The 26,258-nt window shown below is 40.2% G+C and carries 18 protein-coding genes; 12 read left to right on the top strand and 6 right to left on the bottom strand.

Annotated features, from left to right (window positions below; genetic code table 11):
* Positions 1-8 precede the first annotated feature (8 nt).
* Positions 9-3,143, bottom strand: a complete 3,135-nt coding sequence (locus AC5SR4_RS06720) for a UvrD-helicase domain-containing protein (RefSeq protein WP_495358768.1) — start codon at positions 3,141-3,143, stop codon at positions 9-11.
* Between the two features lie 136 nt (positions 3,144-3,279).
* On the opposite strand from AC5SR4_RS06720, the gene AC5SR4_RS06725 reads away from it, so the two are divergent.
* Entirely contained in the window at positions 3,280-3,888 is a 609-nt protein-coding gene (locus AC5SR4_RS06725; protein WP_495358769.1) for a superoxide dismutase, read from the top strand.
* A gap of 551 nt (positions 3,889-4,439) precedes the next feature.
* On the opposite strand, the gene AC5SR4_RS06730 is transcribed toward AC5SR4_RS06725, so the two are convergent.
* From AC5SR4_RS06730 to AC5SR4_RS06740, 3 genes are all read right to left on the bottom strand, one after another.
* A complete protein-coding gene (locus AC5SR4_RS06730) occupies positions 4,440-6,338 on the bottom strand; it encodes an amidophosphoribosyltransferase (RefSeq protein ID WP_495358770.1) in 1,899 nt (632 codons plus the stop codon).
* 78 nt (positions 6,339-6,416) lie between these two features.
* A complete protein-coding gene (locus tag AC5SR4_RS06735) occupies positions 6,417-7,343 on the bottom strand; it encodes a PfkB family carbohydrate kinase (protein ID WP_495358771.1) in 927 nt (308 codons plus the stop codon).
* A gap of 122 nt (positions 7,344-7,465) precedes the next feature.
* Positions 7,466-8,551, bottom strand: a complete 1,086-nt coding sequence (locus tag AC5SR4_RS06740; RefSeq protein WP_495358772.1) for a DUF6544 family protein — start codon at positions 8,549-8,551, stop codon at positions 7,466-7,468.
* A 246-nt stretch (positions 8,552-8,797) separates the two neighbouring features.
* Between AC5SR4_RS06740 and AC5SR4_RS06745 the strand changes: the two genes are divergently transcribed.
* Genes AC5SR4_RS06745 through AC5SR4_RS06760 form a run of 4 tightly spaced genes read left to right on the top strand, consistent with a single transcriptional unit; the run spans position 8,798 to position 13,910 of the window.
* Positions 8,798-9,478, top strand: coding sequence for a TetR/AcrR family transcriptional regulator (locus AC5SR4_RS06745; protein WP_495358773.1), 681 nt, complete (start codon positions 8,798-8,800; stop codon positions 9,476-9,478).
* Positions 9,478-11,133: a peptidase domain-containing ABC transporter gene (locus tag AC5SR4_RS06750; protein WP_495358774.1), complete on the top strand. Its 1,656-nt coding sequence runs from the start codon at positions 9,478-9,480 to the stop codon at positions 11,131-11,133. The genes AC5SR4_RS06745 and AC5SR4_RS06750 overlap by 1 nt, the downstream gene beginning before the upstream one ends.
* A 3-nt stretch (positions 11,134-11,136) precedes the next feature.
* Complete coding sequence (locus AC5SR4_RS06755; RefSeq protein WP_495358775.1) at positions 11,137-12,495, top strand: HlyD family secretion protein; 1,359 nt, start codon at positions 11,137-11,139, stop codon at positions 12,493-12,495.
* Entirely contained in the window at positions 12,492-13,910 is a 1,419-nt protein-coding gene (locus AC5SR4_RS06760) for a TolC family protein (protein ID WP_495358776.1), read from the top strand. The genes AC5SR4_RS06755 and AC5SR4_RS06760 overlap by 4 nt, the downstream gene beginning before the upstream one ends.
* Here the strand turns inward: AC5SR4_RS06760 and AC5SR4_RS06765 are convergent.
* Positions 13,891-14,496 (bottom strand): RNA polymerase sigma factor, encoded by a 606-nt coding sequence (locus AC5SR4_RS06765; RefSeq protein WP_495358777.1) that lies wholly within the window; start codon positions 14,494-14,496, stop codon positions 13,891-13,893. The two genes, AC5SR4_RS06760 and AC5SR4_RS06765, sit on opposite strands and share 20 nt — an antisense overlap.
* Positions 14,497-14,631: 135 nt before the next feature.
* Here AC5SR4_RS06765 and AC5SR4_RS06770 point away from each other — a divergent pair, with 135 nt between their 5' ends.
* From AC5SR4_RS06770 to AC5SR4_RS06800, 7 genes are all read left to right on the top strand, one after another.
* Positions 14,632-15,840, top strand: coding sequence for a FecR family protein (locus AC5SR4_RS06770; protein WP_495358778.1), 1,209 nt, complete (start codon positions 14,632-14,634; stop codon positions 15,838-15,840).
* A gap of 362 nt (positions 15,841-16,202) precedes the next feature.
* Positions 16,203-19,421: a SusC/RagA family TonB-linked outer membrane protein gene (locus tag AC5SR4_RS06775; RefSeq protein WP_495358779.1), complete on the top strand. Its 3,219-nt coding sequence runs from the start codon at positions 16,203-16,205 to the stop codon at positions 19,419-19,421.
* A gap of 16 nt (positions 19,422-19,437) precedes the next feature.
* Entirely contained in the window at positions 19,438-20,817 is a 1,380-nt protein-coding gene (locus AC5SR4_RS06780) for a RagB/SusD family nutrient uptake outer membrane protein (RefSeq protein WP_495358780.1), read from the top strand.
* Positions 20,818-20,991: 174 nt separating this feature from the next.
* Positions 20,992-22,383, top strand: coding sequence for an FG-GAP repeat domain-containing protein (locus tag AC5SR4_RS06785; protein ID WP_495358781.1), 1,392 nt, complete (start codon positions 20,992-20,994; stop codon positions 22,381-22,383).
* Between the two features lie 25 nt (positions 22,384-22,408).
* Positions 22,409-23,869: an FG-GAP repeat domain-containing protein gene (locus tag AC5SR4_RS06790; RefSeq protein ID WP_495358782.1), complete on the top strand. Its 1,461-nt coding sequence runs from the start codon at positions 22,409-22,411 to the stop codon at positions 23,867-23,869.
* 3 nt (positions 23,870-23,872) lie between these two features.
* On the top strand, positions 23,873-24,349 hold the full coding sequence (locus AC5SR4_RS06795) for a protein-disulfide reductase DsbD domain-containing protein (protein WP_495358783.1): 477 nt from the start codon (positions 23,873-23,875) through the stop codon (positions 24,347-24,349).
* A gap of 14 nt (positions 24,350-24,363) precedes the next feature.
* The gene (locus AC5SR4_RS06800) at positions 24,364-25,623 is read left to right on the top strand and encodes a TlpA family protein disulfide reductase (RefSeq protein ID WP_495358784.1); all 1,260 of its coding nucleotides are present in this window, start codon (positions 24,364-24,366) and stop codon (positions 25,621-25,623) included.
* Position 25,624: 1 nt separating this feature from the next.
* Here the strand turns inward: AC5SR4_RS06800 and AC5SR4_RS06805 are convergent, their stop codons facing one another.
* Entirely contained in the window at positions 25,625-26,230 is a 606-nt protein-coding gene (locus AC5SR4_RS06805) for an RNA polymerase sigma-70 factor (RefSeq protein ID WP_495358785.1), read from the bottom strand.
* Positions 26,231-26,258: the final 28 nt, after the last annotated feature.

Consider the following 26,258-nt stretch of genomic DNA (forward strand, 5'->3'; position numbering starts at 1 on the left):
TTGCAAAACTACACTTCTTTTACTTTAATATCATCATTTATATAAACAAGTAACCTTTTTTTAACATTTTTGTGCATACGCTCTAAAACATCTTGGTATAACTGCAGTTGTTGTTCATGTTTTTTGTCTTCTGCTCCGGTTTTATAATCAATAATAACAGCATCGTTTTTGCTGTTTAAAACCACCCTATCAGGTCTTAAAACTACGCCTTCTTGGGTAATAATATCTCTTTCGTTATACACGGTATTATCGGCACTGTAGTAAGGCGTCAGTTCTGGGTGGGTTACTATAGCATAAACGGTTTGTTCTAAAAGGGTTGCTTGTTTGCTGTGAATGGCATTTGTGCTTAGAAAATCCTGCATTACAAAGCTTACATCGTCTTTTGTTTTTATTTTAGACATGATGTTATGGATTAAATTCCCTTTTTCAATGGCGTCTTGTTGATTGGTGTCCCATAACAGCCCCGATTTGGTAACTACTTTAATGTTGTGGCTTTCTTTTGGGGTAGATATAAATGTGTCTTGAGTGGTTACTTGGGTAACGGTAGCTTCTTGCTGTTTAACTGTTTGTGGGGTTCCAAAACTGTAGGTTGCTTGCATCGGGTTCCAAAGTTCCAAATGTTGCAGGTAAGCAATGAGCAATCCCGAATATTTATTGGTGTTTACTGCGCCTTTTGCCGTGATGTCTTTTTTTGAAATAACAAACAGTTGGTTTATGGCTCGTGTTAAGGAGACGTAAAGTAAATTGATGTTGTCCAGTTCCTGTTCCGATTGGTACGTATTGAAAATGTCCTGGCCCACATCACCAAACTGTTCCAGGTCTTTATTAAAATTCAGCAAAGTATGCGAAAAGCCTTGGTAGGCACTTGCATCAATTGGAAACCATACCTTGGGGTCTTGCGCTCTGTAAATATCCAAATCGGCATAAGGAAAAATAACCACGGGAAACTCCAGTCCTTTAGATTTATGTATGGTCATAATCTGAACCGCATTTTGCCCTTTGGGCGATACAATGCTCAAGCTGTCCTGCTTCTTATTAAAATAGTCTAAGAAAGCGGGTATATCAGAGCCTTTTTTCTGTGAAAAATCCAAGACCACATCCAAATAAAACTGAATATAAGCATTAGAGGTATTTGCCAATTTAAAATCCCTAATAATGGTTTCCACCAAATCATATAAAGGAAGCTGTAATATCTTAAAGCTGTCTGTAAAAACACCATAACTTTCAAAGCTTTTAAAAAGAGGTGCTATATTAAGGTTTAAGTGTGCCTCAAAAAAGGCATGCTTGTTAGTTATGTTAAAATGCGAGGCCAAAAATGCTAGTACTGCAATTTTTATTTCATTGTTTTTAGGTTGTAGTAACAAAGCCAAAACATGATTTACAAAAATCACTTCAGGGGCATTCCCAATCAGCAAGGTTTCTGAAGACACAATGGGGATGTTTTTGGCACTTAAGTAGTTGGCAATTGCCACACCTTCTTTTTTCTTGCGTACCAATATGCACACGTCCTCTAAGGCAAATCCATTGTTTAAGCATTGGGTTATGGTTTCTAAAACACGGTTGCAGTAAAGAGCATCCCGGTCATCCTCCCGGCCTATTTCTAAAAACGTTAATTCCACATAGCCCTGGGTTGTTTTGTTGGGTTCTTGGTGCGCATGTTCATAAAGGTCTTGGTAGGTGTTGTTGCTAAATACCTGCTGACCCAAAAACTCAAAAAAGCCATTATTAAAAGCTACAATGTCTTGCGAACTCCTAAAATTGTGAGGTAGGTTTTTTAGGGCCTTATCAACATAAAAAGGGTTTTCATTGTTAACTAGGCCAATAAACTGTTCGGCCTTACCGCCCCGCCATCGGTAAATGGCTTGTTTGGCATCGCCTACCAGCAGGGTAGTTCCTTTTTCGGCAGACAGTGCATTGTGCAATAGTGGCATTAAATTATGCCATTGCATTACCGAGGTGTCCTGAAACTCATCAATAAAATAATGCTTGAACTTTTCACCAATACGTTCGTAAATAAAAGGAGTGGGCTGGTTTTTTATCTCATTACTTATAATGGTGTTAAATTCAGAGATAAGCATTTTATTCTGGTCTAGTTTTAAGGTAATCAACTCTTTGTTAATGGCATTTAAAACCGATAGGGGGGTGATGTTCTTGTAAAAGGCTTTCAAGAATTTAAGATGGAACACGGCTTGCTTAACCGTTTTGTAAAGCCTTTCAATTTCTGGCAATAATTGATCTATGGTATGGGCCAGATCCGGATTTAGGGTTTTATTGTAAAGCCCTTTTCGTTCTATGATGTTTTCTTCAAGTTTATTGTTGTAAAGTCCATCCAAAAGCAAATCGGCTGCTTTTTTAAAATGGTTGGGCAGCGTGCCCCTAGAAAAATCAGCATGCTCTAGGCCGGCTTCATCAATAAGCGTTAAAGCGGCTTGGGCATTTTTAGTAATCGTTCCTTCGGTAGCTGTAATATCTTTTTTTAATTGGGTTTTAAGCTGTTTAAAATCCGATAGGGTTTTCTCTTTTAGGGTTTCAATAAAGGGCATGTCGCTTTCGCTAACCAGCAGTTTGGCAATATTGTTAAAGTCGTACGCCACATCCCAACTCTTATCGTCATCGGCCTTTTCAATGGCAAATTCCACCAATACTTTAGTAAGTGCTTCATCAGTACCGGCTTTGGCAATTAGGCTGTCCACCGCTTCTTGTAATAGGGCTTCTTGGTCTAGCTCTACCTCAAAATTCAGGGGCAGTCTTAAATCGTGTGCAAAGGTGCGAATTAGTTTATGTGTAAAGCCGTCTATGGTAGATACATCAAAGGCTGCATAATTATGCATAATGGTATTTAACAAGGCCTGTGATTTTTTATGGATGGTAGGGGCATCCAACGGCAATTCGTTGCACATAGTGCTAAACATGCTATTGGGGTGCGATAAAATAGCGGGATTGGAAAACGCTTTTAAAGTATCAACAATGCGGTCTTTCATTTCACCAACGGCCTTATTGGTAAATGTAATGGCCAAAATACGTTTAAAAGTATCGGGGTTATTGGCCAGTAATAAAATTTTTAAATACTCCTTTACCAGGGTAAATGTTTTGCCACTCCCCGCAGAAGCACTGTAAATTGTAAAAGCATGGTTATGTGGCATGTGTTTTAAAATTTGCATACAAGATAAAAACTATCAATGATTTGATAACAATTAATTATTTTTAATTGAGGTCTTTTGTCTGTAAATCCGTAAATTTGAAAAAGAAAATAAATACTAATAATTAAAACAAAAAACTATGGCTTTCGAATTACCGAAATTAGGATATGCGTATGATGCTTTAGAGCCTCACATTGATGCTCGCACTATGGAAATACACCACACAAAACACCACCAAGGATATACAAACAATTTAAATGCTGCTATTGAAGGAACCGATTTAGAAGGAAAATCTATTGAAGATATCCTTACTAATCTAGACATGAGCAATGCAGCCGTAAGAAACAATGGTGGCGGTTTTTATAACCACGCGTTGTTTTGGGAGGTGATGAACCCAGAAGGCAAAGGGTATTTATCTGGAGAATTAAAAGATGCTATCGAAGCGGCTTACGGGTCGGTTGATGCGTTTAAAGATGCATTTAGCAAAGCTGCAGCTACCCGTTTTGGGTCTGGATGGGCTTGGTTATGTGTGCACAAAGGCGGCAAAGTAGAAGTTTGCTCGAGCCCTAACCAAGACAATCCATTAATGCCCGGTGTTGGTTGTGGCGGTACACCCATTTTAGGAATTGACGTTTGGGAACATGCGTATTACCTAAATTACCAAAACCGTCGTCCCGACTATATTAAAGCGTTTTTTAGCGTTATTAACTGGAACGAAGTAGAAAAACGTTACGCAGCAGCGAAATAAAGAAACCTTTTTTGAAAATTGTTCCCTCAAATTTGGGGAGCTCAAATCGCCTGGAACATGTGTCTGGGCGATTTTTTTGTGGGTGTTATTAAAGCTTTAAAAGAATAGCTGTTTAAAAAGTATTGAAAAAATAAAAAGGTGGACGAGTGTCCACCTTTTTGCCCCAAATCTACCATAAACTTAACCTACTTATGTTATGGTGATTCAAATATAGAATGGTGATATAGATTGCTAAAATAAATTAGTTAAACGGCGTATATTTTGGCTTAAGCGATTTTTAGGTTAGATTTTGAAATGTGATGCGTCTGGTTTAGAACGGGTGCATTACGAAACAAAAACGCATAAAAAAAGGCGAACAAGTGTTCACCTTTTTTTGCCCCAAATCTACCATGAACTTAACCTACTTATGTTATGGTGAGACCAATTTAGATGTATTTTAGGTATTCTGATTATTTTTTAGATGAAACGCATTTTTTTCAGATAAAACGTAAATTTTTCAGATAAAATGTGTTTTTGTTTATTTTGAATATCTCAAATTGATAAAAACAAAATTAATAGGCACGTTCCTTATTACCTTCATAAAAATTAATAAAAGCTCTGTTCACAACGCGGTTCCCTCCAACGGTTGGATAATTGCCTGTAAAATACCAGTCACCCAAGTGTTTTGGACAGGCTTTATGTAGGTTTTCAACAGGTTGGAATATAATCTTAACCTCAGCATTGATGTCTTCCGGACTTAAAAGCTCGGCAATTTTATCAGATATTTGTTCATCAGTAAAAGGATCATATATTTCCTTTACAAAATTCTGCACATATTTGTCATCCAGGTCAGTTTGCTCTACACATTTCTTATAAACGGCCTCTACAATGTCATAGTTGTTAGCTTCTTTAAGCAATTCTAAAGCGGCCCTAAAGGCTACCAGACTCTCCAAATTGGCCATATCAATACCATAACAATCGGGATAGCGTATTTGCGGAGCCGACGATACCACAATAATTTTCTTGGGGTTTAGACGATCCAGCATTCTTAAGATACTTTTCTTTAAGGTGGTGCCGCGTACAATACTATCGTCTATAATCACCAAGTTGTCGGTAGGCTTAATAACGCCATAGGTAACATCATAAACGTGTGCTACCAGATCGTCCCGGCTACTATCTTCGGTAATAAAGGTTCTTAGTTTAACGTCCTTGATGGCTATTTTTTCTATACGGATATGTTCTGATAGGATCTCGGTGACTTTCTGGGCCGAAATAGATCGTTGTCCGCTTAAAATAGCTGCTGTTTTCTTTTTGTTCAACGAGGCTTCGGCGGTTTCAATCATACCAAAAAACGAAGTTTCGGCCGTATTGGGAATATAAGAGAACACGGTATTCTTGGTATCACTATCAATGGCATCCAATACTTTGGGCATTAACAATTTACCAAGCATTTTTCGTTCTTGATAGATTTCGGCGTCACTTCCCCTAGAAAAGTAAATGCGTTCAAAAGAGCAGGATTTACGCTCTAACGGCTCCAGTATCTTTTTAATGGATACGGCTCCAGACTTTTTGGTAATGATGGCATGGCCGGGGTCCAGTTCCTGTACATCCTCAAACTTCACATTAAATACCGTTTGTATTACAGGGCGTTCGGAGGCAATAACGACTACCTCATCATCTTTATAGTAATAGGCAGGTCTAATACCAGCAGGGTCGCGCAAAACAAACGAATCGCCATGGCCAATAAGACCAGCCATAGCATAGCCACCATCCCAGTTTTTAGCGGCTTTTCTTAATATCTTGGCTACATTCAAGCGCTCTGCAATTAAGGGCGATGCCTGCATTTTATTATACCCTTCTTTTTTTACGTTCTTATAAATCTTGCTTACCGCATCGTCCAGGAAATGTCCAATTTTCTCCATGATGGTAATAGTGTCGGTATATTCTTTAGGGTGCTGTCCTAGGGTGATGAGGTTATTGAACAGCTCCCTAACATTGGTCATGTTAAAGTTTCCGGCCATAATAAGGTTTCGGTGCATCCAGTTGTTCTGCCTTAAAAAGGGGTGCACACTTTCTACACTGTTCTTGCCAAAAGTACCATAACGTACATGGCCCAATAGCACCTCACCTATATAGGGAATGTGCTTTTTTTGCATGGCTACATCTTCGGCATACTCGGGGTGTTCGGCAAATTCCTTATTAATGCGTTGGTTTATTTGGGCAAAAATATCCTGAATGGGTTGCTGCTGTACCGAGCGTATACGGCTTATATAACGTTCGCCGGGCTTGGTATCTAACTTAATACTGGCAAACCCAGCACCGTCTTGGCCACGATTGTGCTGTTTTTCCATCATTAGGTACATTTTGTTAACCCCATAAAAGGCACTGCCGTATTTTTCCTTATAATATTCCAGCGGTTTTAACAATCGTATCACCGCAATTCCACATTCATGTTTTAAAGCATCACTCATTTTAGCTCTATTTTAATTTTTGCACCTATTTGCCTATAGGTTATATTAAAAACGCACTCGTTTTAAGAGCGCGCTGTGTTATGTTAATGTTACTTCAAATTGCGTTAGTTCCTTAAACTTTAAAAGGCGCTTATGGACCTCGCTATTCGATAAACTCTGCATACGTTCGGTACCAAATTTCTCAACACAGAACGATGCCAGTGTAGACCCGTAAATTACGGCATTCTTCATATTCTCAAACGAGGTGTCGCCCGTTTTGGCAATATACCCCGCAAAGCCTCCAGCAAAAGTATCGCCAGCTCCCGTTGGGTCAAAAACCACTTCCAATGGCAATGCTGGTGCATAAAACACATGGTCGTTGTGGAACAACAGGGCACCGTGTTCTCCTTTTTTAATCACTACATACTTAGGGCCCATGGTATGTATTTTCCTGGCAGCTACCACTAAGGAATACTCCCCAGTTAGTTGTCTGGCTTCTTCGTCGTTTATGGTAATCACATCAACTTTTTTAATCACCCGGTGCAGGTCGTCCAAAGCACAGTCCATCCAATAGTTCATGGTATCTAAAATAACCATTTTGGGTTTTTGTGTCATTTGTTCCAGCACGCTTAGTTGGACGATTGGATGTAGATTTCCTAACATCACCACATTGGCATCCCGGTAACTTTCGGGAACCTTTGGGTTAAAATCGGCAAGCGTATTAAGCTCGGTCACTAAGGTGTCGCGCGTGTTCATATCGTTATGGTAGCGTCCGCTCCAAAAAAAGGTTTTACCGCCTTTAACAATATCAACGCCCGAAAGGTTGATGTTTTTATTTGCTAATAAGTCTAAATAATCTTGAGGAAAATCGTCGCCCACAATTGATACCGCAGCTATGTCTACGTTAAAATGTGCTGCCGAAAGGCCTATAAAAGTTGCTGCACCACCAAGTATTTTATCGGTTTTCCCGAAAGGCGTTTCAATAGCATCAAAAGCTAAGGTGCCAACAATTACTAATTTCCCCATAAAAGGATGTCTAAATTTTTGTGCAAATATAAGGTTTTAGTGTTTATTGTTTCAAGTTTTTTGTTTCTATTCATAGTGTTATAAAGTTCAAAGACGCAAAGAGGCAAAGTTCGTGCAATGCATTAATTATAAGCAATGTTGGTTACACTTAGTTTTAACCAGGTCCATTGGCCGTTATCCAATTCCCAATCGGCTTTTAATGCTACGGGTATTGTTATGCCATTATGCGTTTTATGGGCCAAGGCCGTTACCGTCCATTGGGTAGGAGTGGTATCTTTGGTGTCCTTGTAGCGCATTGCCACAAACTTTTTAAAAAGACCTGTATTGTCAAAGTAAAACATACCCGAACCTGTTGTCCCGTTGTAGGTCATGGTAGCTTTGGCAACGGTATTATCTATGGATTCCCAGGTTACATACGGACTTAAAGCTGCGGCAGGAAACCAAACCATTTCAGCCAAATAGCGTTGCAAGGTAGCTTGGTTGATGTTTTTACTATTTTTAGCATCGGCTATGGTAAAGGCCGAAAACAACTTAATGGTCATACGGCCTTGTCCATTTTTAAATTGGTCGCGCCCCACCATAGGTGTTAGCGGATTCATCTTAAGGTTAACCGACCAATTAAAGGCTGGGGGATCTATGGTGAAATATTGCTTGGCTTTGGCTGGGATCCACTTGGTTTGCCCAGGTTTTAACAACATTTGTAAGTCTTGTTCCAAATAAACATGGTACACCATTTCTTTACCAACCGCTCCGCAGTGCAGTAGCCAGTTTTGTACAGCAGCAGGCAAGTGCGATATCATCGCTTTGGTTAGGGTGTTGTTGGTTTGTGTATGAGCCTGCTTAAGCATGCTTGTAATTTCATTATTTACAGTTTTATTAAATGCATATGTAGTATAGCCAAGGCTTATAGCAATAAGTATAACCGCATTTAAAAGGGTTCCAAATTTAGCATCTTGCCAATAGTATAGTATTAAAAACTGGGAAAACACCACCCCTATTAGCCCTAGTAGCAACCAATATTCCGATTGTATCCATAGCAGTATGGTGGTTATTATAAAAAGAATAAAAGTGATTAGCCAAAGCACACCAAAGGGTTTTGTAATGGGCAGTGAAATCGCATGAAACTCAGATAGGTTAAAAGCTTTAAGAAACCCGAATAAATGGATAACCCCATGAATACCTATTAATATAATTAAGGTTGTTCGCATGGTTATTGCTTATAGCAAATGGCATAATAAATTTAAGGTATTATAGCCACATTACAAACAGATTTGTCTGGAATTTTAAGTTCGGTTTCATTAATAAAAAGCCTCCTTAAAAAAGTGCTATTATAAAATTTCAATCCTCAATCCTTTATTTTAACGCATGCTTACAATACTTTAAAAGCTAAAAATTAGTAAACCTATTGCATAATAATAGTAATACTATTATATTTGCGTGTAATTATTTCAAATATGCAAGATTTATTAAAAAATTGGAAGATCCAAGTGAATGAAAAGGTCTACCTCAAGGATCCAGAATCGACCACACTTGGTCAAAATATTGTCTCTAAAAGCATTGATCTTATTTACGAGTTTGGTTTCGAGTCGTTTAACTTCAAAAAATTAGCGACCGATATCCAGTCTACAGAGGCTTCGGTATACCGTTATTTTGAGAACAAACATAAGCTACTATTATACCTTGCAACTTGGTATTGGGCGTTTATGGAATATCAGGTCGTACTCCATAGTTTTAGTATCACCGATGCTGAAAAGAAACTCGATGTGATACTTGAAGTCATTACCCAACCCATTGTGCAGGATTCTAATTTCTCGCACATTAACGAGGAAAAGCTTAATAAAATCATCGTGAATGAATATTCAAAGTCATTCCTAATCAAGAAAATAGATGCAGAAGATAAAGCAGGCTTTTTTATAATATACAAGCGCCTTATCAATCGCATTAAAGATGCCATTGTAGGGGTTAATCCCAAGTATCAATACCCTATGTCTTTGGCAAGCAGCATTGTAGAGGGCGCGCTGCATCAGTATTTTTTAAAGGCACATTTTCCAACAATCACCGATTGTCATGAGGAGGTGACACCTACACAGTTCTACAAACATTTAGTGTTCCATTCTTTAAACAGTTCAAAATAATGCATGAGAAAATGACGCCGTGGCGACGGTTTATCGGTTTGTTGCAATTAGACAAAAGAGATATAAAACAAATTATACTATACGCCATATTCGCAGGTTTGGTCGCGCTGTCCCTGCCATTGGGAATTCAGGTAATTATCAATCTTATTCAAGGGGCACAGGTATCAACCTCTTGGGTGGTATTGGTTATTTTAGTAACCTTTGGTGTGGCTTTTCAGGGCGGCTTGCAAATCATGCAAATACGAATATTGGAAAACATCCAACAAAAAATATTTACACGTTCTTCCTTTGAGTTTGCCTATCGGTTTCCAAAGATTAAAGAAATCGAGTTACAAAGTTATTACCCGCCAGAATTAGCCAATCGCTTCTTTGACACACTGACCGTTCAAAAGGGGCTTTCAAAAATATTAATAGACTTTCCCACGGCAGCCTTACAAATCATTTTCGGCCTGTTGCTCCTGTCGTTCTACCACCCGTTTTTTATCATCTACGGGCTGTTATTGGTATTGCTCATTTATCTGGTGTTTCGTTTCACAGCAAAAAAGGGGCTCGCTACCAGTTTAGAGGAGTCTAAAAAGAAATACCGTGTAGCCCATTGGATTCAGGAGGTGGCACGTGCATTACAAAGTTTTAAACTTTCGGGAAACACCTCGCTGGCCATGAACCGTAACGATGACCTGACCTCGGAATACCTCGAAGCCAGAGAGGGCCATTTTAGAATATTGCTGCTGCAATTCGGGCAAATGGTGGCTTTTAAGGTGTTGGTCACTGCCGGATTGCTGGTTATTGGAGGGCTGTTGGTGCTCAACCAACGGATGAATATTGGGCAGTTCGTAGCTGCAGAAATCATCATTCTGTTGGTCATTAATTCTGTAGAGAAATTAATCACGGGGCTGGAAACCTTTTACGATGTATTAACCTCTTTAGAAAAATTAGGGCAGGTGGTTGATAAGGAATTAGAACCCCAGGAAGGTATTGATCCTTTCGGAGTAGATATGCCGTTGGAGATAGAGTTGGAGGATATTAAATTTGTTGCTAAAGATGGCTTTACCATTTTAAGAAATGTCAATCTATCTATAAATGCCAAGGATTGTATACTGCTGGAAGGGCCATCAGGCTCGGGTAAAACCACCTTGCTGAAAATTTTATCAGGATTAATTGCACCTACCAGCGGGTCTCTGTATGTAAACCACGCGTCTATGAAGGGTATTTGTCCCAATCATTATAGAAAACAGATAGGGCAGGTGCTACCAGAACAAAAACCATTTGAAGGTACCATTCTAGAGAACATCACCTTTGGCGATACGTCTATTTCCAGAGATCAGGTTCATGAAGTCCTGGAAGGTGTTGGCTTGCTTACTTTTGTAAAACGACAAGCCAAGGGCTTGCAAACCCTGTTATATCCCGAAGGAAAACAAATTCCGAGTACCGTAGCCAAACGCATTGTTATAGCCCGTGCCATTGTACATCGCCCTAAGTTATTGCTGCTAAAAGATCCGCTGGATAATTTTGAACCGGAAGATGCACAAAAAATCATCGACTATCTCACACATAAGAACCGTCCTTGGGCCATTGTAGTTGCCTCGCAGGGCACTCTATGGAAACAGTACGCTACAAAGCAGTTAATATTAGATACTAACGACGTAACAAATTAGAAAATGCTCAACATTTCGCATAATCAACTTAGCAAAAAAGTGCATTTAGATGGGTATAAGGCTTTTGCAAGAGCCTTCAAACCCCGCTATTATAAAATCTTTAATCGGTTTTTAATAGCCGCAGGTGTTATTACACTCATTATCCTGTTTTTACCCTGGACACAGAGTGTTTCGGGCAACGGTCATGTAACCACATTAACGCCAGAGCAACGTCCGCAAACCATTCAATCGCAAATACCCGGGCGTATTGAAGCTTGGTATGTACGCGAGGGCGACTATGTAGAAAAGGGCGATACCATACTCTATATATCAGAAATCAAGACCGAATACCAAGACCCGCTTTTGGTAGAGCGTACCAATGCACAGCGTGATGCCAAGTCGCAGTCGGTACAATCGTATCAAGGTAAAATAAGTGCGCTACGCAATCAAATTTTGGCCTTAGAGCAAACCCGTAAACTTAAGCTTCAGCAAGCCGAAAACAAATTGCGGCAAGCCCGCTTAAAAGTGCAGAGCGATAGTATAGACAACGAGGCAGCCAAAACCAACCTCACCATTGCCGAGCGCCAGTTTAACCGAACCCAAACCCTACAGGAAGAAGGTTTAAAATCGGTGGTAGATGTAGAGCAAAAACGTTTAAAATTACAGGAAACCCAAGCCAAGCGCCTCTCGGCCGAAAACAAATATCTGGTCAGTCAAAACGAGGTCATCAATGCCCAGGTAGAAATAAGCCGTATTGATGCAGAATTTACCGATAAAATTGCCAAGGCCAGCAGCGATTTATTCACGGCCGAGTCCAGCCGCTTTGAAGCCGAAGCCCAAGTACAAAAGCTAGAAAACCAGTCGTCTAACTACCAAATTCGTAGTAACCAGTATTATATTAAAGCACCCCAAAACGGCTTTATAAACAAGGCCATTCGTGGTGGTATTGGCGAAACCTTTAAAGAAGGCGAACAATTGGTAAACATCATGCCGTCGGAATATGACCTGGCGGTAGAAACCTATGTAAACCCCATAGACCTACCGTTAATACATCCCGGAGAGAAGGTCCGCATTCAGTTTGATGGTTGGCCCGCTATATTTTTTAGGGGTTGGCCCAATGCTTCATATGGTACCTACGGTGGGCGTGTGGTAGCCGTAGAAACCTTTATAAGTCCAAACGGCAAATTTAGGGTTCTTCTAGCGCCCGATGCCGATGCCGAGCCCTGGCCTAAAAATGTACGTGTGGGTTCTGGGGCTTACACCATTGCGCTGTTAAAAGACGTACCTATTTGGTATGAGATTTGGCGACAGCTTAATGGGTTCCCCCCCGATTATTATCAACCAAACCCTGTAGAGGATAACAAAAAAACAAAAGAGAAATGAGGCTAGTTGTAGTGTTTCTTATTTTGGTAATACTGTTTGGTAACGACCAAAATGTACAGGCCCAAACGGCAGAGGCGACAGATAATACGTTCGCTTTTGAGGCGTACTTAGGCTATGTAAAAAAGTACCACCCGTTGGTAAAGCAGGCCAACTTACTGTTAAGTCAGGGAGAGGCCAACCTGTTACAAGCCCGTGGTGGTTTCGACCCAAAGATAGAAGTGGATTACGACCGCAAGAAGTTTAAGGGCACCGAGTATTACGACCAATTAAATGCCATGTTTAAAATACCCACTTGGTATGGCATTGAGTTTAAAGCCAATTTTGAAGAGAATACAGGCAATTACCTAGATCCGAGCCTGACGGTGCCCGAAGGGGGTATCTATGGTGCCGGTGTGTCCTTTTCGCTGGCGCAGGGTTTGCTAATAAACGATCGGATGGCCGATTTAAAACGTGCGCGCTTTTTCCTCAACCAAACCCGTGCCGAAAGGGATTTGCTGGTTAACCGCGTTTTGTACCAGGCCAGTCTGGCCTATTTTAAATGGTTGGAAGCCTATAACGAAGAACAGCTTTATAAAAATTTTATGGATAATGCCAAGGTTCGCTTTAATGCCATAAAGCGCAGTATAGAGGCAGGCGACCGAGCAGCTATCGATTCTACCGAGGCCCGCATAGCCTATTTAAACAGAGCCTTAGGTTTGGAAGCCGCGCGCTTAAAACGTAGAAAAGCCATGCTGGAAGTGAGCAACTATTTGTGGCTAGATGGCGTGCCGTTGGTAGTACAGGATACAATGGTACCAGCCTTGCCCGATACCGCTGTATTGCAAACCTCGCTCTTTTCGGTATTGATGGTCGATATGGAAACCGTTCTGGAAACCCACCCCAAAATACGCAGCCTAGATGCTAAAATTAATGCGCTGGAAGTGGATCAGTTCTTAAAGCAAAACAAACTGCTCCCCAAAGTGCAGCTCAATTACAATTTCCTTACCCAGGATTATGAGGACCTGAGTACCTTAACCACCGATAATTACAAAGCCGGACTAAGCATTAGCTTGCCCCTGTTTTTAAGAGCCGAACGGGGCGCATTACGCCTGGCCAATTTAAAATTGCAGGACGTTAATTTTGAGCGCGATGCTACGTCTTACACTTTACAAAATAAAATAGAAACCGTGCGTACCGAAATCACGTCTTTGGAGCAGCAAGCCGACTTAGTATTGGATGTGATGGCCGATTATGAAGCGCTCCTCCATGCCGAAGAACGTAAATTTGAACTGGGCGAAAGCTCGCTGTTCCTCATTAACAGTCGCGAACAAAAATTAATAGAAGCCAGTTTAAAAGGCATTCAAATCCAAAAAAAATACTTAGATGCCAATGCACAGCTGTATAATGTATTGGGGGTTACCGAGCCCAATGAGTAGGATATTTAAAACCATCATGTAGCATATCCAATAACACAAACAACAACAACTCATCATCGTTTTTAAAGTGTGCCCGTATCTTTTTAAAGGCAATGGTAATTTGGCTTTCCACGGTTTTAATAGAAATGCCCAGATGTTCGGCAATCTCTTTATTTTTATAGCCCTCCATTTTGCTTAGCAATAAAATTTCCTTGCAACTATCCGGTAAGGTATTAATCACAGATCGCAGTTTGGCAATCCGTTCCTGCAGTACACCGTTATCTTCCTCTATTTCATAGGTAAGTATTTCGTTTTGAAACGACTCCACAAAATCAAAATGTCGTTTTTCTTTCCTATATTTATCTATATAACCATAATAAGCTGCGCGGTACAAGTAAGCCTTTAAAGAGGTGTTAATGTTATGGTCTTGTCGTTTTTCCCAAAGCTTTAAAAATACGTTCTGAACAATATCCTCAGCCTCTGGAAGGTCTTGGGTAAACTGAAGCAAATAATGGCAAAGCGGCTTGTAGTACGTATCAAAAAGCGAGCGTAAAACACCCGCTTCATTACGTTTCATAGCTTCCCAGATGTGTTTATCGTTATCCATTAAGAAAAGATCAGTAGTGCAATATTATAAAAAAAGGATGAAACACCTCATAGAATAACTTTAACAAAAAAAAATATCAAATTCTTTCGGGGTAAATAAAAAACCGAACGTCTTACTAATAGAAAAGTGAATAAAATGAAGACAATAACACCACTTATCATAAAGTACCTCACCAACAAAAACAATGTCACCAAAGACGAGGTGGCGGCCATTACCGAATGGTTACAAAAGCCCAACCACAAAGCTAAGTTTGCCGAGATTATCAAAGTCAATTACCGTTTAGATACCTCATACCGCCGCATCGATGTCGATCGGGCCTATCAAAATTTCCTTAACAACCTTAATAAAACACAAGCTCCCCGTAAATTATATCAAAAACGCTGGTTTCAATACAGCGCCGCGGCCGCGATTTTACTTTTAGCAGCGATTACCATCTTAATCCAGACCAATGTCATTCCGAGCGCAGTCGAAGGGCCCATCATAGTCAATAATCAAATAGAAACAGGCACCAACAAAGCTACTTTGGCCCTAGAAGACGGTTCTGTCGTAGTCTTAGAAAAAGGGCAAGCGTATCAAACAACATACGCCAGCAGCAATGGCGAGCAAATCGTTTACAGTTCGGCCGAAAGTAGCGTACAGCCTAAAGCCTATAGCGTAGAGCGTGCAGTCAACACCTTGACTGTTCCCAGAGGTGGGCAGTATCAACTAGCTTTGGCCGACGGCACCAAAGTATGGCTAAACTCCGAAACCCAAATACAATACCCGGTAGCCTTCTTAGACGGGCAACCCAGGGAAGTGAAACTCATCTACGGTGAAGCCTATTTTGACGTATCTCCAAGTACCGACCACAAAGGCTCCCATTTTAAAGTCATGAACAGCGGGCAGGAAATAGAAGTCCTAGGTACCGAGTTCAACATCAAAGCCTACAAAGACGAAACCCACATATACACCACCCTAGTAGAAGGCAAAGTATCTGTCACCCCAAGTACAGTTGAGAAGTCTCAATACGCAATACCCAATACTCAAATCTTAAAACCTAACCAACAAGCCACCCTAAACACCAATACACAACAATTAAGCATTGCTACGGTAAATGCCCAAGATGTGACTGCCTGGCGCGTAGGGATGTTCAATTTTAAGCACATGGCCTTAAAGGACATTATGAAAGTACTATCCAGATGGTACGATATGGAGGTCGTATTTAAAGATAAGACTTTGGAACAACAAAAGTTTATTGGTGCTCTAAGCAAACATTTGAGTATTGAGCAAATTTTAAACGCTATAAAGAGTACCGATATCATTAATAATTATGAGATACGAGGTAAAGAAATCACTATTTACTAATAGTCTAATTAATAACCACTAAAACACAAAAAATATATGAAACGGCATCCAACATGACATAGAATAGAGAATAGAGAGTAGAGAATAGAGAACTAAAAACAGATACTGATCCAAAACAAAGGGTAAGTAAAGACCAAGTCTCTTATCTCTTGTCTAACAGCTTAGCGGTCTCTATTCTAATAAAAAAGAGGAAAGATTCCCAACCTTTGCACAGTAAAGAACCATTTCCCCTTAAAGTCTTACTAATCAATTAAAACCTGCCGGGATAAGGCAGGAATCACTAACTAATAATATGTAAATTTATGGAATATATATTAACTAAACGCTTTTTTCCGTCAGGAAAAAAGCTTCTCATAACCCTTATGAAGACGTTTATCCTCTTGTTTTGTACGGCAGTCTTTAGTATGGCACCAAAATATAGCTTTTCACAAAGCACCATTGTTATAGAAGCAGACAAGGAAGTTTCGGTAGATGATGTGTTCGATATCATTAAAGCCCAAACCAATTACACGTTTATCTATCACGAAAGCCTGTTTAAGGATTTTCCCAAAGTACAATTAAAGAAAGGCAGAATACGGATGGATGCCCTGATTACAAAAAGTATTGAAGGCAATGACTTGAACCTAATCTTATCTGAAAACAATACCATTCTTATAAAAAAAGCACAGAGCCAACAACAAATACGCGTGTCTGGTAAAGTAACCGATGCCAACGGTATGGGCATTCCTGGCGCCACCATTCTTATTAAAGGAACCACCAAAGGAACGGCGGCCGATATCGATGGAAATTACACCCTAACGGTGCCTAATCCTGAAAATGTGTTGGTATTTTCGGCGGTAGGGTATGGTACTCAGGAAATTACGGTGGGGCGTCAAAATAGTATTAATGTCACGTTAAAAGAAAATATTAGTGAACTGGATGAGGTGACCATTAATGCGGGGTACTATAAAACCACCAAGAGAACAGCCACGGGAAGTATCTCTAAAGTAGAATCTGAAGCTATTGAGCAGCAGCCGGTAGCCAATCCCTTAACGGCCCTTCAAGGCAGAATGCCCGGGGTAGAGGTCACACAATCCAGTGCTTATGCCGGTGGTGGCGTAAGTATTAGAATTAGAGGACAGAATAGCATTGCTTCAGGCAATGAACCTTTGTACATCATTGATGGGGTACCTTATGATTCCAATAGCATGTCTGATAGCGGCGTTTCGCAAATTTTCAGAGGCGATGTTAACCCTTTTGGTATTCTTAATTCATCTGATATAGAAAGTGTAGAAGTTCTAAAAGACGCGGATGCTACCGCTATATATGGGTCTCGGGGCGCTAATGGGGTCTTGTTAATCACCACTAAAAAAGGGAAAGCTCAAAAAGCAAAATTAAGTGTTAGTGTTAATACAGCACTAGGTAAGATTACGAAGTTTCAAAAGTTGTTAACCACAGAACAGTATATAGAAATAAACAGAGAGGCTTACACGAATGATGGTATAGATTATCTAACCAGTGGCAATCCGGCAATTGATGGTACTTGGCCTGAAGACCGTTACACAGATTGGCAAGAAGTACTTATGGGGAAAACGTCCCGTATTAATAACGTACAGTTGTCTTTATCGGGAGGCGATAGTAGTACCCAATACTTTTTAAGCGGAAGTTATAGAACAGAAACGTCAGTCATTATTGGAGACCATAAATACAAGCGTGGTACCGTGTTGGCTAAAATGAACCATGTATCTAAAGACGATCGCTTTAAAGTGTCCTTTTCTGCAAATTATTCACTGGACGATGGTACGCTACCGGTTTATGATGCTGCTTTTGCGGGGAGTACCTTAGCGCCTAATGCTCCATCTATGTATAATGAAGATGGCAGTATCAATTTTGATCCTAATTTTAATAATCCCATCACTAACTTGTCTAATGAGTATGTACATAACCGTTACGCACTTATAACTACCGCGGGATTGTCTTATAAAATAGTATCAAGCCTCGAATTTAAAACGGCCTTGGGTTATACTACTACCACATTAGAGGATTATGCGGCCTATCCGGCAAGTATCACAATCGCACCACCGTATAATGATAGTCAATATTCTTATGTTACGCGTAACAATACAACACGTAGGTCTTGGTCAGTAGAACCACAATTAAATTGGCGTCACCAAATTAGTGAAGGAGAATTGAGTGTATTGGTTGGTTTAAGTTTTCAAAAGCAGACGGATAATACATTACGTACAGCTGGCTCTGGATTTTCAAGTGACCAACTGTTAAATAATTTATCAGCAGCAACGACTAAGTACATCAATATTGATGATATGACCCAATATAAGTACAATGCCCTGTTTGGAAGGCTTAATTATAATTGGCAGGGAAAATATCTAATCAATATTACAGGGCGTCGTGACGGATCTAGCCGTTTCGGTCCTAATAAGCAATTTGCTAATTTTGGGGCTATAGGTGCCGGATGGGTATTTACTAAAGAAGTTGCCATCGGTGACTTGTTATCTCCTGTGGTTAGTTATGGTAAATTAAGAGGAAGTTACGGAACCTCCGGAAATGATCAAATAGGAGACTACCAATTCTTAGATACTTTTTCAATCCTTTCATCCCAAACTTATGGTGGTACGGCGGTTATGAATCCATCACGACTCTATAATCCGGATTTTGCCTGGGAGGTGAATAAAAAACTAGAGCTTGGTCTGGATTTAGGATTTTTTAACGATCGTATTCAGTTGTCTACCATGTATTACAAAAACGTATCAAGTAATCAATTGGTGGGTATACCATTGCCAAGTACTACTGGGTTTAGAACACTTACAGCCAATTTAGATGCCAAGGTTCAAAATACAGGTTTTGAAATGGAACTGAGTACCATTAATATTCAAAATAAAAATTTTCAATGGTCTACATCGTTTAACATCACGTTGCCAAGTAATAAACTATTAGAGTTTCCAGGCTTAGAAGGCTCTACTTATGCGAATACCTATGTGGTTGGACAACCCTTAAGTATCATAAGATTGTACCATAATTTAGGGGTTAATCCGCAAACAGGTATTTATGAGTTTGAAGATTTTAACAATGATGGGGCCATTACTAGTACGAGCGATAAAGAAATTATTAAAGATTTAGGGTCACAATACTATGGTGGTTTAGGAAATAGCATAACCTATAAAAACTGGGATTTGGATGCCTTTTTACAATTCTCCAGAAAAATAGGGTTTAACTTTCTAGCTCAAATTTACAATACCGGTAATCAATCGGCCTTAGTTCTGGAGAATCGATGGCATGAACCGGGAGATGTAGCTTTTTTACAACGCTATACCGTTGGTTATAATGCCGATGCCAGCAGAGCGGCCAGTAGATTTTATTCCAGTAACGATGCCTATTCTCCTATTGGGTTTATACGTTTAAAAAATATATCCATAGGCTATACCATTCCGGAGTCCTTGGTAAAAGGACTGCAATGCCGTTTGTATGTTCAAGGCCAAAATTTATTTACTCTGACTAAGTTTAAGGGACCCGACCCGGAAGCACCAAAACAAGGCAATAATATCGTAAAGACGATAAATTTTGGGGCGAATATTACTTTTTAATTAAAAACAGAAGACAATGAAAATATTATATATTAAAATAATTATAGCACTGTTTTTATCAATTACAGTGATTTCTTGTGAATCCTTTTTAGAGACCGAACCACCCCAATCTCAGGTAGGAGGCAATTTGGTCTTTGAAGAACCCAATCTGGCAACTGCAGCTGTTAATGGTTTGTATATTACCCTTAGGGAAGACTTATTAAAAGCGTCTAGATTTGCTAATTATTTGGGACTTTATAGTGATGAGTTAGAACAAATTAATGCCACTCCAAGTGTTGTTACAGATCCGTTCTATTATAACAATGTATTACCGGTGTCGCCTTATGTCTCATTTTGGCAGGATCATTATGCAGCGGTTTACAAGGCCAATGCCATTGTTGAGGGCATTCATAACTCCAATGGTTTAGAGGAAGCATTTGCCAATCAAATTCAAGGAGAGGCTTTGTTTGTTAGAGCTTTTCTACATTTTAACCTGGTGAACTTATTTGGTGATATTCCTTATATAACGACTACAGATTACACTGTGAATGCGGTGGTGTCCAGACAACCGGTAGAGGATGTTTATATCCAAATATTGTCAGATCTGGAAGCGGCCAAAGGGCTCTTAACAGAAGCGTATCCCACTACGGAAAGAACCCGAATTAACAAGCATGTTGTTTCAGCATTTTTAGCACGGGTACATTTATATGCAGGCGATTGGGAAGCGGCTGAAACAGAAAGTACTTTGCTCATCAATAATAGTCTTTACACGCGTGAGAATGATTTGAGTAAATTGTTTTTAAAAGAATCGACGTCGGCTATTTGGCAATTGCAACCCTATCCTACTTTAAATGCCAGTGAGGGCAGTACATTTTATAGAGATCCAGCCTCTTTAGGAAATAAAACAACATTTTTAAGGAGTACATTAATTGAGTCGTTTGAACCTGGGGATATGCGTAAAGACCAATGGATTGTAAGTGGCTTAAAAGATAATATAACTGCATATATGCCTTATAAGTATACTGAAACATGGACAACACAACCTGAATCTAAAGAGTATTCCATAGTGCTTAGAGTGGAAGAACAGTATTTAATTCGGGCAGAAGCCAGAGCGCACTTAGACGATATAGATGGCGCGCAAGACGATTTGAATATTATTAGAAACAGAGCAGGCCTGGGGGATACCACAGCTGCGAGTTTGCCCGATTTATTAGATGCTACACTACAGGAACGTCGGGTAGAGTTTTTTACTGAAATGTGCCACCGTTGGTTTGATATAAAACGTATGGGCAAGGCGGATGAGATTCTAACGCCTGTTAAGCCGGGCTGGGATAGTACCGATGTCTTGTTTCCGGTACCGGAAGAGGAAATTTTGGCAAACCCCAATTTATTACCTCAAAACCCGGGATACAATTAGTAGATGATATAAAAATAAACAGCCTCTTTCCTATTCTTAAGCAGGGAAGAGGTTTGTTAAACTTCAAAAAAAACGTAATCAATTTTTTAAAATACACAAAGTGTATCATGAGACTCTTTTGCCTCAATGTATCGATTAGAGATACTTTTTACAAATAATATAAACCTAAATAATATGATACGATTAAAAAAATTAACACAAGTTATTATTTTATCACTTTGGGTTATGGGACTTACTAATGCCCAAACAGAATCCAAAACAAAGGAAAACGTTAAGGATGATCCCAACGACTTTCCAACACTCATTAATTCAAACATTCCCGGAGCGCCCAAATTAAGTAAACCCCAATTAATTATGGGAAGTACAGCACCTGTTATGGGTGAAGGTATGGGCTGGGCGGCTCCTGCGGTATGGGATTATGATAATGATGGACAAAAAGACTTGCTTATAGGTGAGTTTGGGAGTGGTATGGAGCATGCTGGAATGAGTGTCGGCCATTTTGTAAGGGTCTATCAAAATGAAGGGACCGATGCCAAACCAGCCTTCAGTGATGTGTATGGTTACATTTGGGGGATAAGGGATGACAAAGAATCCTTAGGTACCCCATTGTCAATTTTTACGTGGTGCTGTATAGGCTTTACCCCAAGAATATTGGATTTAAACAACGATGGTTTTGATGATATACTAACCGGCCAATATAACCCGGGGTATATTTCTTGGTTTCGAGGAAGCGAAGATGGATTCCTGCCTGCAGTAAAACTGGAAGAGGCAGGAGACCCTATAGTGGGGAATCTTCAAAGAGATTATTCTTTACCTATTACAGATCCTACCAGTAGTACTTATTGGAGGTATTCCTCTGCGGCTTTTGGTGATTTTGACCAGGATGGCGATTACGATATGGTTGTTGGGGGACAAGCCTTAAGAATGATTGAAAACATAGGTACTAAAGAAGATCCGAAATTTGACCAGCGAATTTTACTAAAAGATACCAACGGAGAAAATTTAGCATCTGGAACCAGTACGGTTCCTTACGTTGTAGATTGGGATCAGGATGGAGTTTTGGATATTTTAATGACGGATACTTATGTGACAAAGGAAAGTGTGGCGGTGATTTTTTATAAAGGTTTAAAGGCTGAAATAGGGACTACTTTTGCTCCGGGAATCCCATTGTTTTATACCCAAGACCGAGGGAAGGAATTTCCCGGAAGTTGGTTAAATATATGTGTGACTGATTGGAACAATGATGGGATTAATGATTTGTTAATAGGTGCCAGTGTGGCGACCCTAAATGGAAAATTTGACCACGATTTATCATGGCAATGGGAAATTGATACAGAAATTATAAAGAAAAACCCGGCGTATTATTCGGCCTCCATGACGAGAACCATAGAACGGCAAATGGAAGGAGCCGAAAAGGTTAAAAAAGAAAAAGGGCTTAGTGATGATGAATTGGAGAAAATGAACTATGCCACCCAAAGACATCTTTTTAAGCACTACTACGGTAAGGAAGCCTATAAAAAATTAGCCCATCAAGGGTATGTATATGTGATGTTAGGATCAAAATAAAAATTAGGTTTTAAATTAAATTATAATGATGAAAAAAGCAAGAATATTTAAGATAGCGATACTCAGTTTAGCAGTATTAAGTCTTCCGTACCGTATCTGTGCTCAAAATAAAAAGAACAACCAAGGGCCCAATGACTTCCCAAAACTTATTAATGCCGATATATCGGGAGCACCCCTATTAAGCAAGCCCCGATTAATTATGGGAACTACAGCACCCGTTAAAGGTGAAGGTATGGGCTGGGCCGCTCCGGCGGTTTATGACTGGAACCATGATGGGTTTGATGATTTATTAATAGGAGAATTTGGCTCTGGTTTAGAAAACAAAGGGATGAATATTGGAAATTTTATACGTGTTTATGAAAATAAGGGCACACAAAAAGCGCCCAAGTTCTCAGATGCCTATAACTATGCCTATGGTCAACAAGATGAGGTGCGTGCCAATGGCACACCATTATCTATTTATACCTGGTGTTGTTTGGCGTTTACCCCACGAATTGTCGATTTAAATGGTGATGGTTACCAAGACATTGTTGCGGGACAGTATAACCCCGGGCATGTGGTGTGGTTTCAAGGAGCTGAACAAGGATTTTTACCGGGCGAGTATTTGCAGCAATTTGGAGACCCGATGGTAGGATTACGCCAAAGGGACTATCAATTGCCTACAGCAGATATAAGAAGCGGCGTTTATTGGATGTATTCATCGGTTGCTTTTGGTGATTTTGATGATGATGAGGATCAAGATATGATTGTAGGAGGCGCTGCCATCCGAATCAGCAAAAATCTGGGGACAAAATACCATCCAAAGTTTGGAAAACGCGAACTGTTATTAGACACGCAGGGCAATCCTTTAAAGGTGCATAACATGAGTGAAGAAGATTATCAAGCTCTTAAAAAAAGACGTCATGTTCCTGAAACGGGAACGTTAATGACGGTACCCTATGTGGTAGACTGGGATCAAGATGGCATATTGGATCTCTTTGTTACAGATGCTTATTACAAAAAAGGCAGTGTTGCTGTTACATTTTTTAAGGGAGTGCATACAAAAGACGGTTTGCGGTTTGAGCCCGGAATTCCTTTGTTTTCAACACCTAATGGAGAAAAAGAATTTCCTGGTAGTTGGATTAATGTATGTGTGACCGATTGGAACGCTGATGGGATCAATGATTTATTGGTAGGCACCAGTGTCGCTACCTTAGCCGGAACATTTAACCACGAACTATCCTGGACCTGGGAGGATGAAACAAAAATTGTTAAAAAGAACCCTTTGTATGAGTCACTGCTTGTAAAGGAATATATAGAAAAACAGATAAAAAGTGCTGAAGTCTTGCAAGCTAAATTAGGACTTAGTGATGAAGAGATGAAAAAAAAGGGATACGTCACAAAAGAAACATTACTAAATAATCCAAGAACATTTGTTAAAGAAGCCTATAAAGACTTAGCCCATCAAGGGTATGTATATGTTATGTTAGGTGAAAAAAGAGAATAAGCTATGTTAAGAAACAAAATGATACGATTAGGCATACTATGCTTGGTACTGCTGTTTAGTAACTATGCAGTACAGGCTCAAGATACCGATTTAGTAAGCTATAGGATACAGGCACCGGACTCTTTAAAGGTAGGCGAGGTGTTTGAGATACACACGATTTTTAATATCCAACCGGGCTACTATGTATATGCCCCGTTGGATTTCAATATAAACCAAGGGAAAATAGTTACCAAGGTCACGTTTAAGCTACCGGAAGACGTGAAGTATGCAGGCCGTTTAGCGCTTCCGGACAGTAGCTATGGCTTTGATACCTACAGCGGCGAAGGTGTTACCATGACCCAAAAGTTCAAGCTGTTAAAGCGGCCGGCAGACGGACAAGTCACCATCCAAGCCCATGTGGTATACCAAACCTGTAATGAGATGCTATGCTACCCACCCGTAAAAGAGAAAAAGACTTTAGTTATTAAGAGTACAAACTAAAAGACAGAACAGCCATGGCAAAACCTCAAAACTACAGGTTAGTACAACAAATAAGTGTTATAATAATGATTATATGGACTCTAGGGCTAAACGCACAAACACCTGCCGATAGGGATTGGCAAGCCCTAAAAACACTTAACATGTTTCCCTCCCAGGCCGATTACCAAGCATACCTAAAACAGCCAGGCCTGGCATTAAAACAAATTGAGGATACATTCTATTTAAAGCAGATGACGTTGGCCAAATCATTCTATGATACATATCCAAAAGACATAAGAAGAGACACGGCACGAGGAATGTACCTAAGTGCCGACCCCTATTTTATCGGTACGGTATCCCCTCAAAAAAAAGCGCAGTTGGATAGCATACCAAAAAAGGCTTGGCCTCGTTTTATGAGGGCACTGCCAGTTGATACCTTAGCCTTGCAAGCTTGGTTACAAACGGGGCATACCATGGTATCAGAAGTCCTAAACTCAGAAGCACCCGAGGAAGTAAAGGAATCAGCAGCCTTCGCCTTATTTGCCCGCGATTTTAGGCTAGCCGCCCGGCATTTTAGTCTGTTACCCGAACAACCGGAAGAAGCGAGTTACTGGCAGTACGTAGCACACACATACTGGCAATCGTTTCTCCTGCGCTTCAAAACCCACATAAACAGCTACCCGAATCAGGAAATTCTAGGAGCTCGGGCTAAGGATTTCCTAGCCTCACTTAAGGGACGAGCCCCCAAAGTAGCAGCTAGCTATTGGCAGATCCTGTTAGAAGAGACTGCAGCATCAAACGCCATGGGCTTACAAACCCTGCATCAAGTCGCCAAGGAACAACTGGAGGCTCTGGAAGTAGAACGCGGCGGCCTGCCTGTTGAGATGACCTTCACGTCTATTCAAGAAGAAAAAGTAGATGTAGCAGCACTGCGCGGTAAGGTTGTTTTAATAGACTTTTGGGCCAGTTGGTGTAAACCCTGCCTTGGCGAGATTCCCTATTTAAAGGCCTTGTACAATAAGTACCATAAAGCGGGTTTTGAGATTATAGGCATTAATCTGGATGCGCAAAGCGCTAAGGATCAAGTGCTAAAAATTATGGAAACCCATGGTATGGACTGGCCCCAGCGGTTTTCGGGCAGTGGCTTTGGTTCTGACGCTTATAAGCAATTGTATGGTGTTAATAGTCTGCCTACGGTATGGCTGTTAGACAAAACCGGGAGGATTGTAGATACCCATGCGCGTGGAGAAAAACTGGAACCCTTGCTTAGGAAACATCTTGGGTTAAATAAATAGCTCAATTGTAACTCGTCAATCGTAACTCCTTAGGTATTCCAAACACCAAAAACAAATAGGTATTCATATTATCGCCTAGGGCTTCTTTAAGCAGATTGAATGCCCGGGCAATATGTGCCTCCACCGTTTTTACCGATACACTTAAATAATCGGCAATCTCCTTATTGGTAAGGCCTTCTTGCCGACTCAATAAAAACACCTCCCGGCATTTTTTAGGTAGATTATCTATTTCTTTTGTTACAATTTTAGTGAGCCTATCCATATCGAAATCCTCTGCCTCAGTAATGGTCTTTAGGCCTTCTACAAACTTTTGTTCGTAATCTAAAAGCACTTTTTCTTTTCGAATAAAATCTACAAACTCATTATAGACCGATTGGTACAGGTAGCTTTTAAAATTAGTTACAAACTGGATTTTGTCGCGTTTTTTCCAGATATTTATAAAAACGTTCTGAACAATATCCTCGGCAGCATCACGATCGCGCACCAAGGTCATAGCATAAGCACACAAGGGTTGGTGGTAGGTATTTACCAGCTTGGTGTAAGCGTGTGTATGACCTTGCTGCAGGGCATATAAGAAAGCATTGTGGGAGTCCTTCTGAATGGCCATATTGAATTGTTAGAGCAGGATTATTTCA

The sequence above is a fragment of the Aestuariibaculum scopimerae genome, from assembly GCF_059428085.1.

Excerpts from the sequence above, each read along its gene's own strand:
- AC5SR4_RS06720 (WP_495358768.1), bottom strand. The coding sequence starts at position 3,143 with ATGCCACATAACCATGCTTTTACAATTTACAGTGCTTCTGCGGGGAGT.
- AC5SR4_RS06725 (WP_495358769.1), top strand. The coding sequence starts at position 3,280 with ATGGCTTTCGAATTACCGAAATTAGGATATGCGTATGATGCTTTAGAG.
- AC5SR4_RS06730 (WP_495358770.1), bottom strand. The coding sequence starts at position 6,338 with ATGAGTGATGCTTTAAAACATGAATGTGGAATTGCGGTGATACGATTG.
- AC5SR4_RS06735 (WP_495358771.1), bottom strand. The coding sequence starts at position 7,343 with ATGGGGAAATTAGTAATTGTTGGCACCTTAGCTTTTGATGCTATTGAA.
- AC5SR4_RS06740 (WP_495358772.1), bottom strand. The coding sequence starts at position 8,551 with ATGCGAACAACCTTAATTATATTAATAGGTATTCATGGGGTTATCCAT.
- AC5SR4_RS06745 (WP_495358773.1), top strand. The coding sequence starts at position 8,798 with ATGCAAGATTTATTAAAAAATTGGAAGATCCAAGTGAATGAAAAGGTC.
- AC5SR4_RS06750 (WP_495358774.1), top strand. The coding sequence starts at position 9,478 with ATGCATGAGAAAATGACGCCGTGGCGACGGTTTATCGGTTTGTTGCAA.
- AC5SR4_RS06755 (WP_495358775.1), top strand. The coding sequence starts at position 11,137 with ATGCTCAACATTTCGCATAATCAACTTAGCAAAAAAGTGCATTTAGAT.
- AC5SR4_RS06760 (WP_495358776.1), top strand. The coding sequence starts at position 12,492 with ATGAGGCTAGTTGTAGTGTTTCTTATTTTGGTAATACTGTTTGGTAAC.
- AC5SR4_RS06765 (WP_495358777.1), bottom strand. The coding sequence starts at position 14,496 with ATGGATAACGATAAACACATCTGGGAAGCTATGAAACGTAATGAAGCG.
- AC5SR4_RS06770 (WP_495358778.1), top strand. The coding sequence starts at position 14,632 with ATGAAGACAATAACACCACTTATCATAAAGTACCTCACCAACAAAAAC.
- AC5SR4_RS06775 (WP_495358779.1), top strand. The coding sequence starts at position 16,203 with ATGAAGACGTTTATCCTCTTGTTTTGTACGGCAGTCTTTAGTATGGCA.
- AC5SR4_RS06780 (WP_495358780.1), top strand. The coding sequence starts at position 19,438 with ATGAAAATATTATATATTAAAATAATTATAGCACTGTTTTTATCAATT.
- AC5SR4_RS06785 (WP_495358781.1), top strand. The coding sequence starts at position 20,992 with ATGATACGATTAAAAAAATTAACACAAGTTATTATTTTATCACTTTGG.
- AC5SR4_RS06790 (WP_495358782.1), top strand. The coding sequence starts at position 22,409 with ATGATGAAAAAAGCAAGAATATTTAAGATAGCGATACTCAGTTTAGCA.
- AC5SR4_RS06795 (WP_495358783.1), top strand. The coding sequence starts at position 23,873 with ATGTTAAGAAACAAAATGATACGATTAGGCATACTATGCTTGGTACTG.
- AC5SR4_RS06800 (WP_495358784.1), top strand. The coding sequence starts at position 24,364 with ATGGCAAAACCTCAAAACTACAGGTTAGTACAACAAATAAGTGTTATA.
- AC5SR4_RS06805 (WP_495358785.1), bottom strand. The coding sequence starts at position 26,230 with ATGGCCATTCAGAAGGACTCCCACAATGCTTTCTTATATGCCCTGCAG.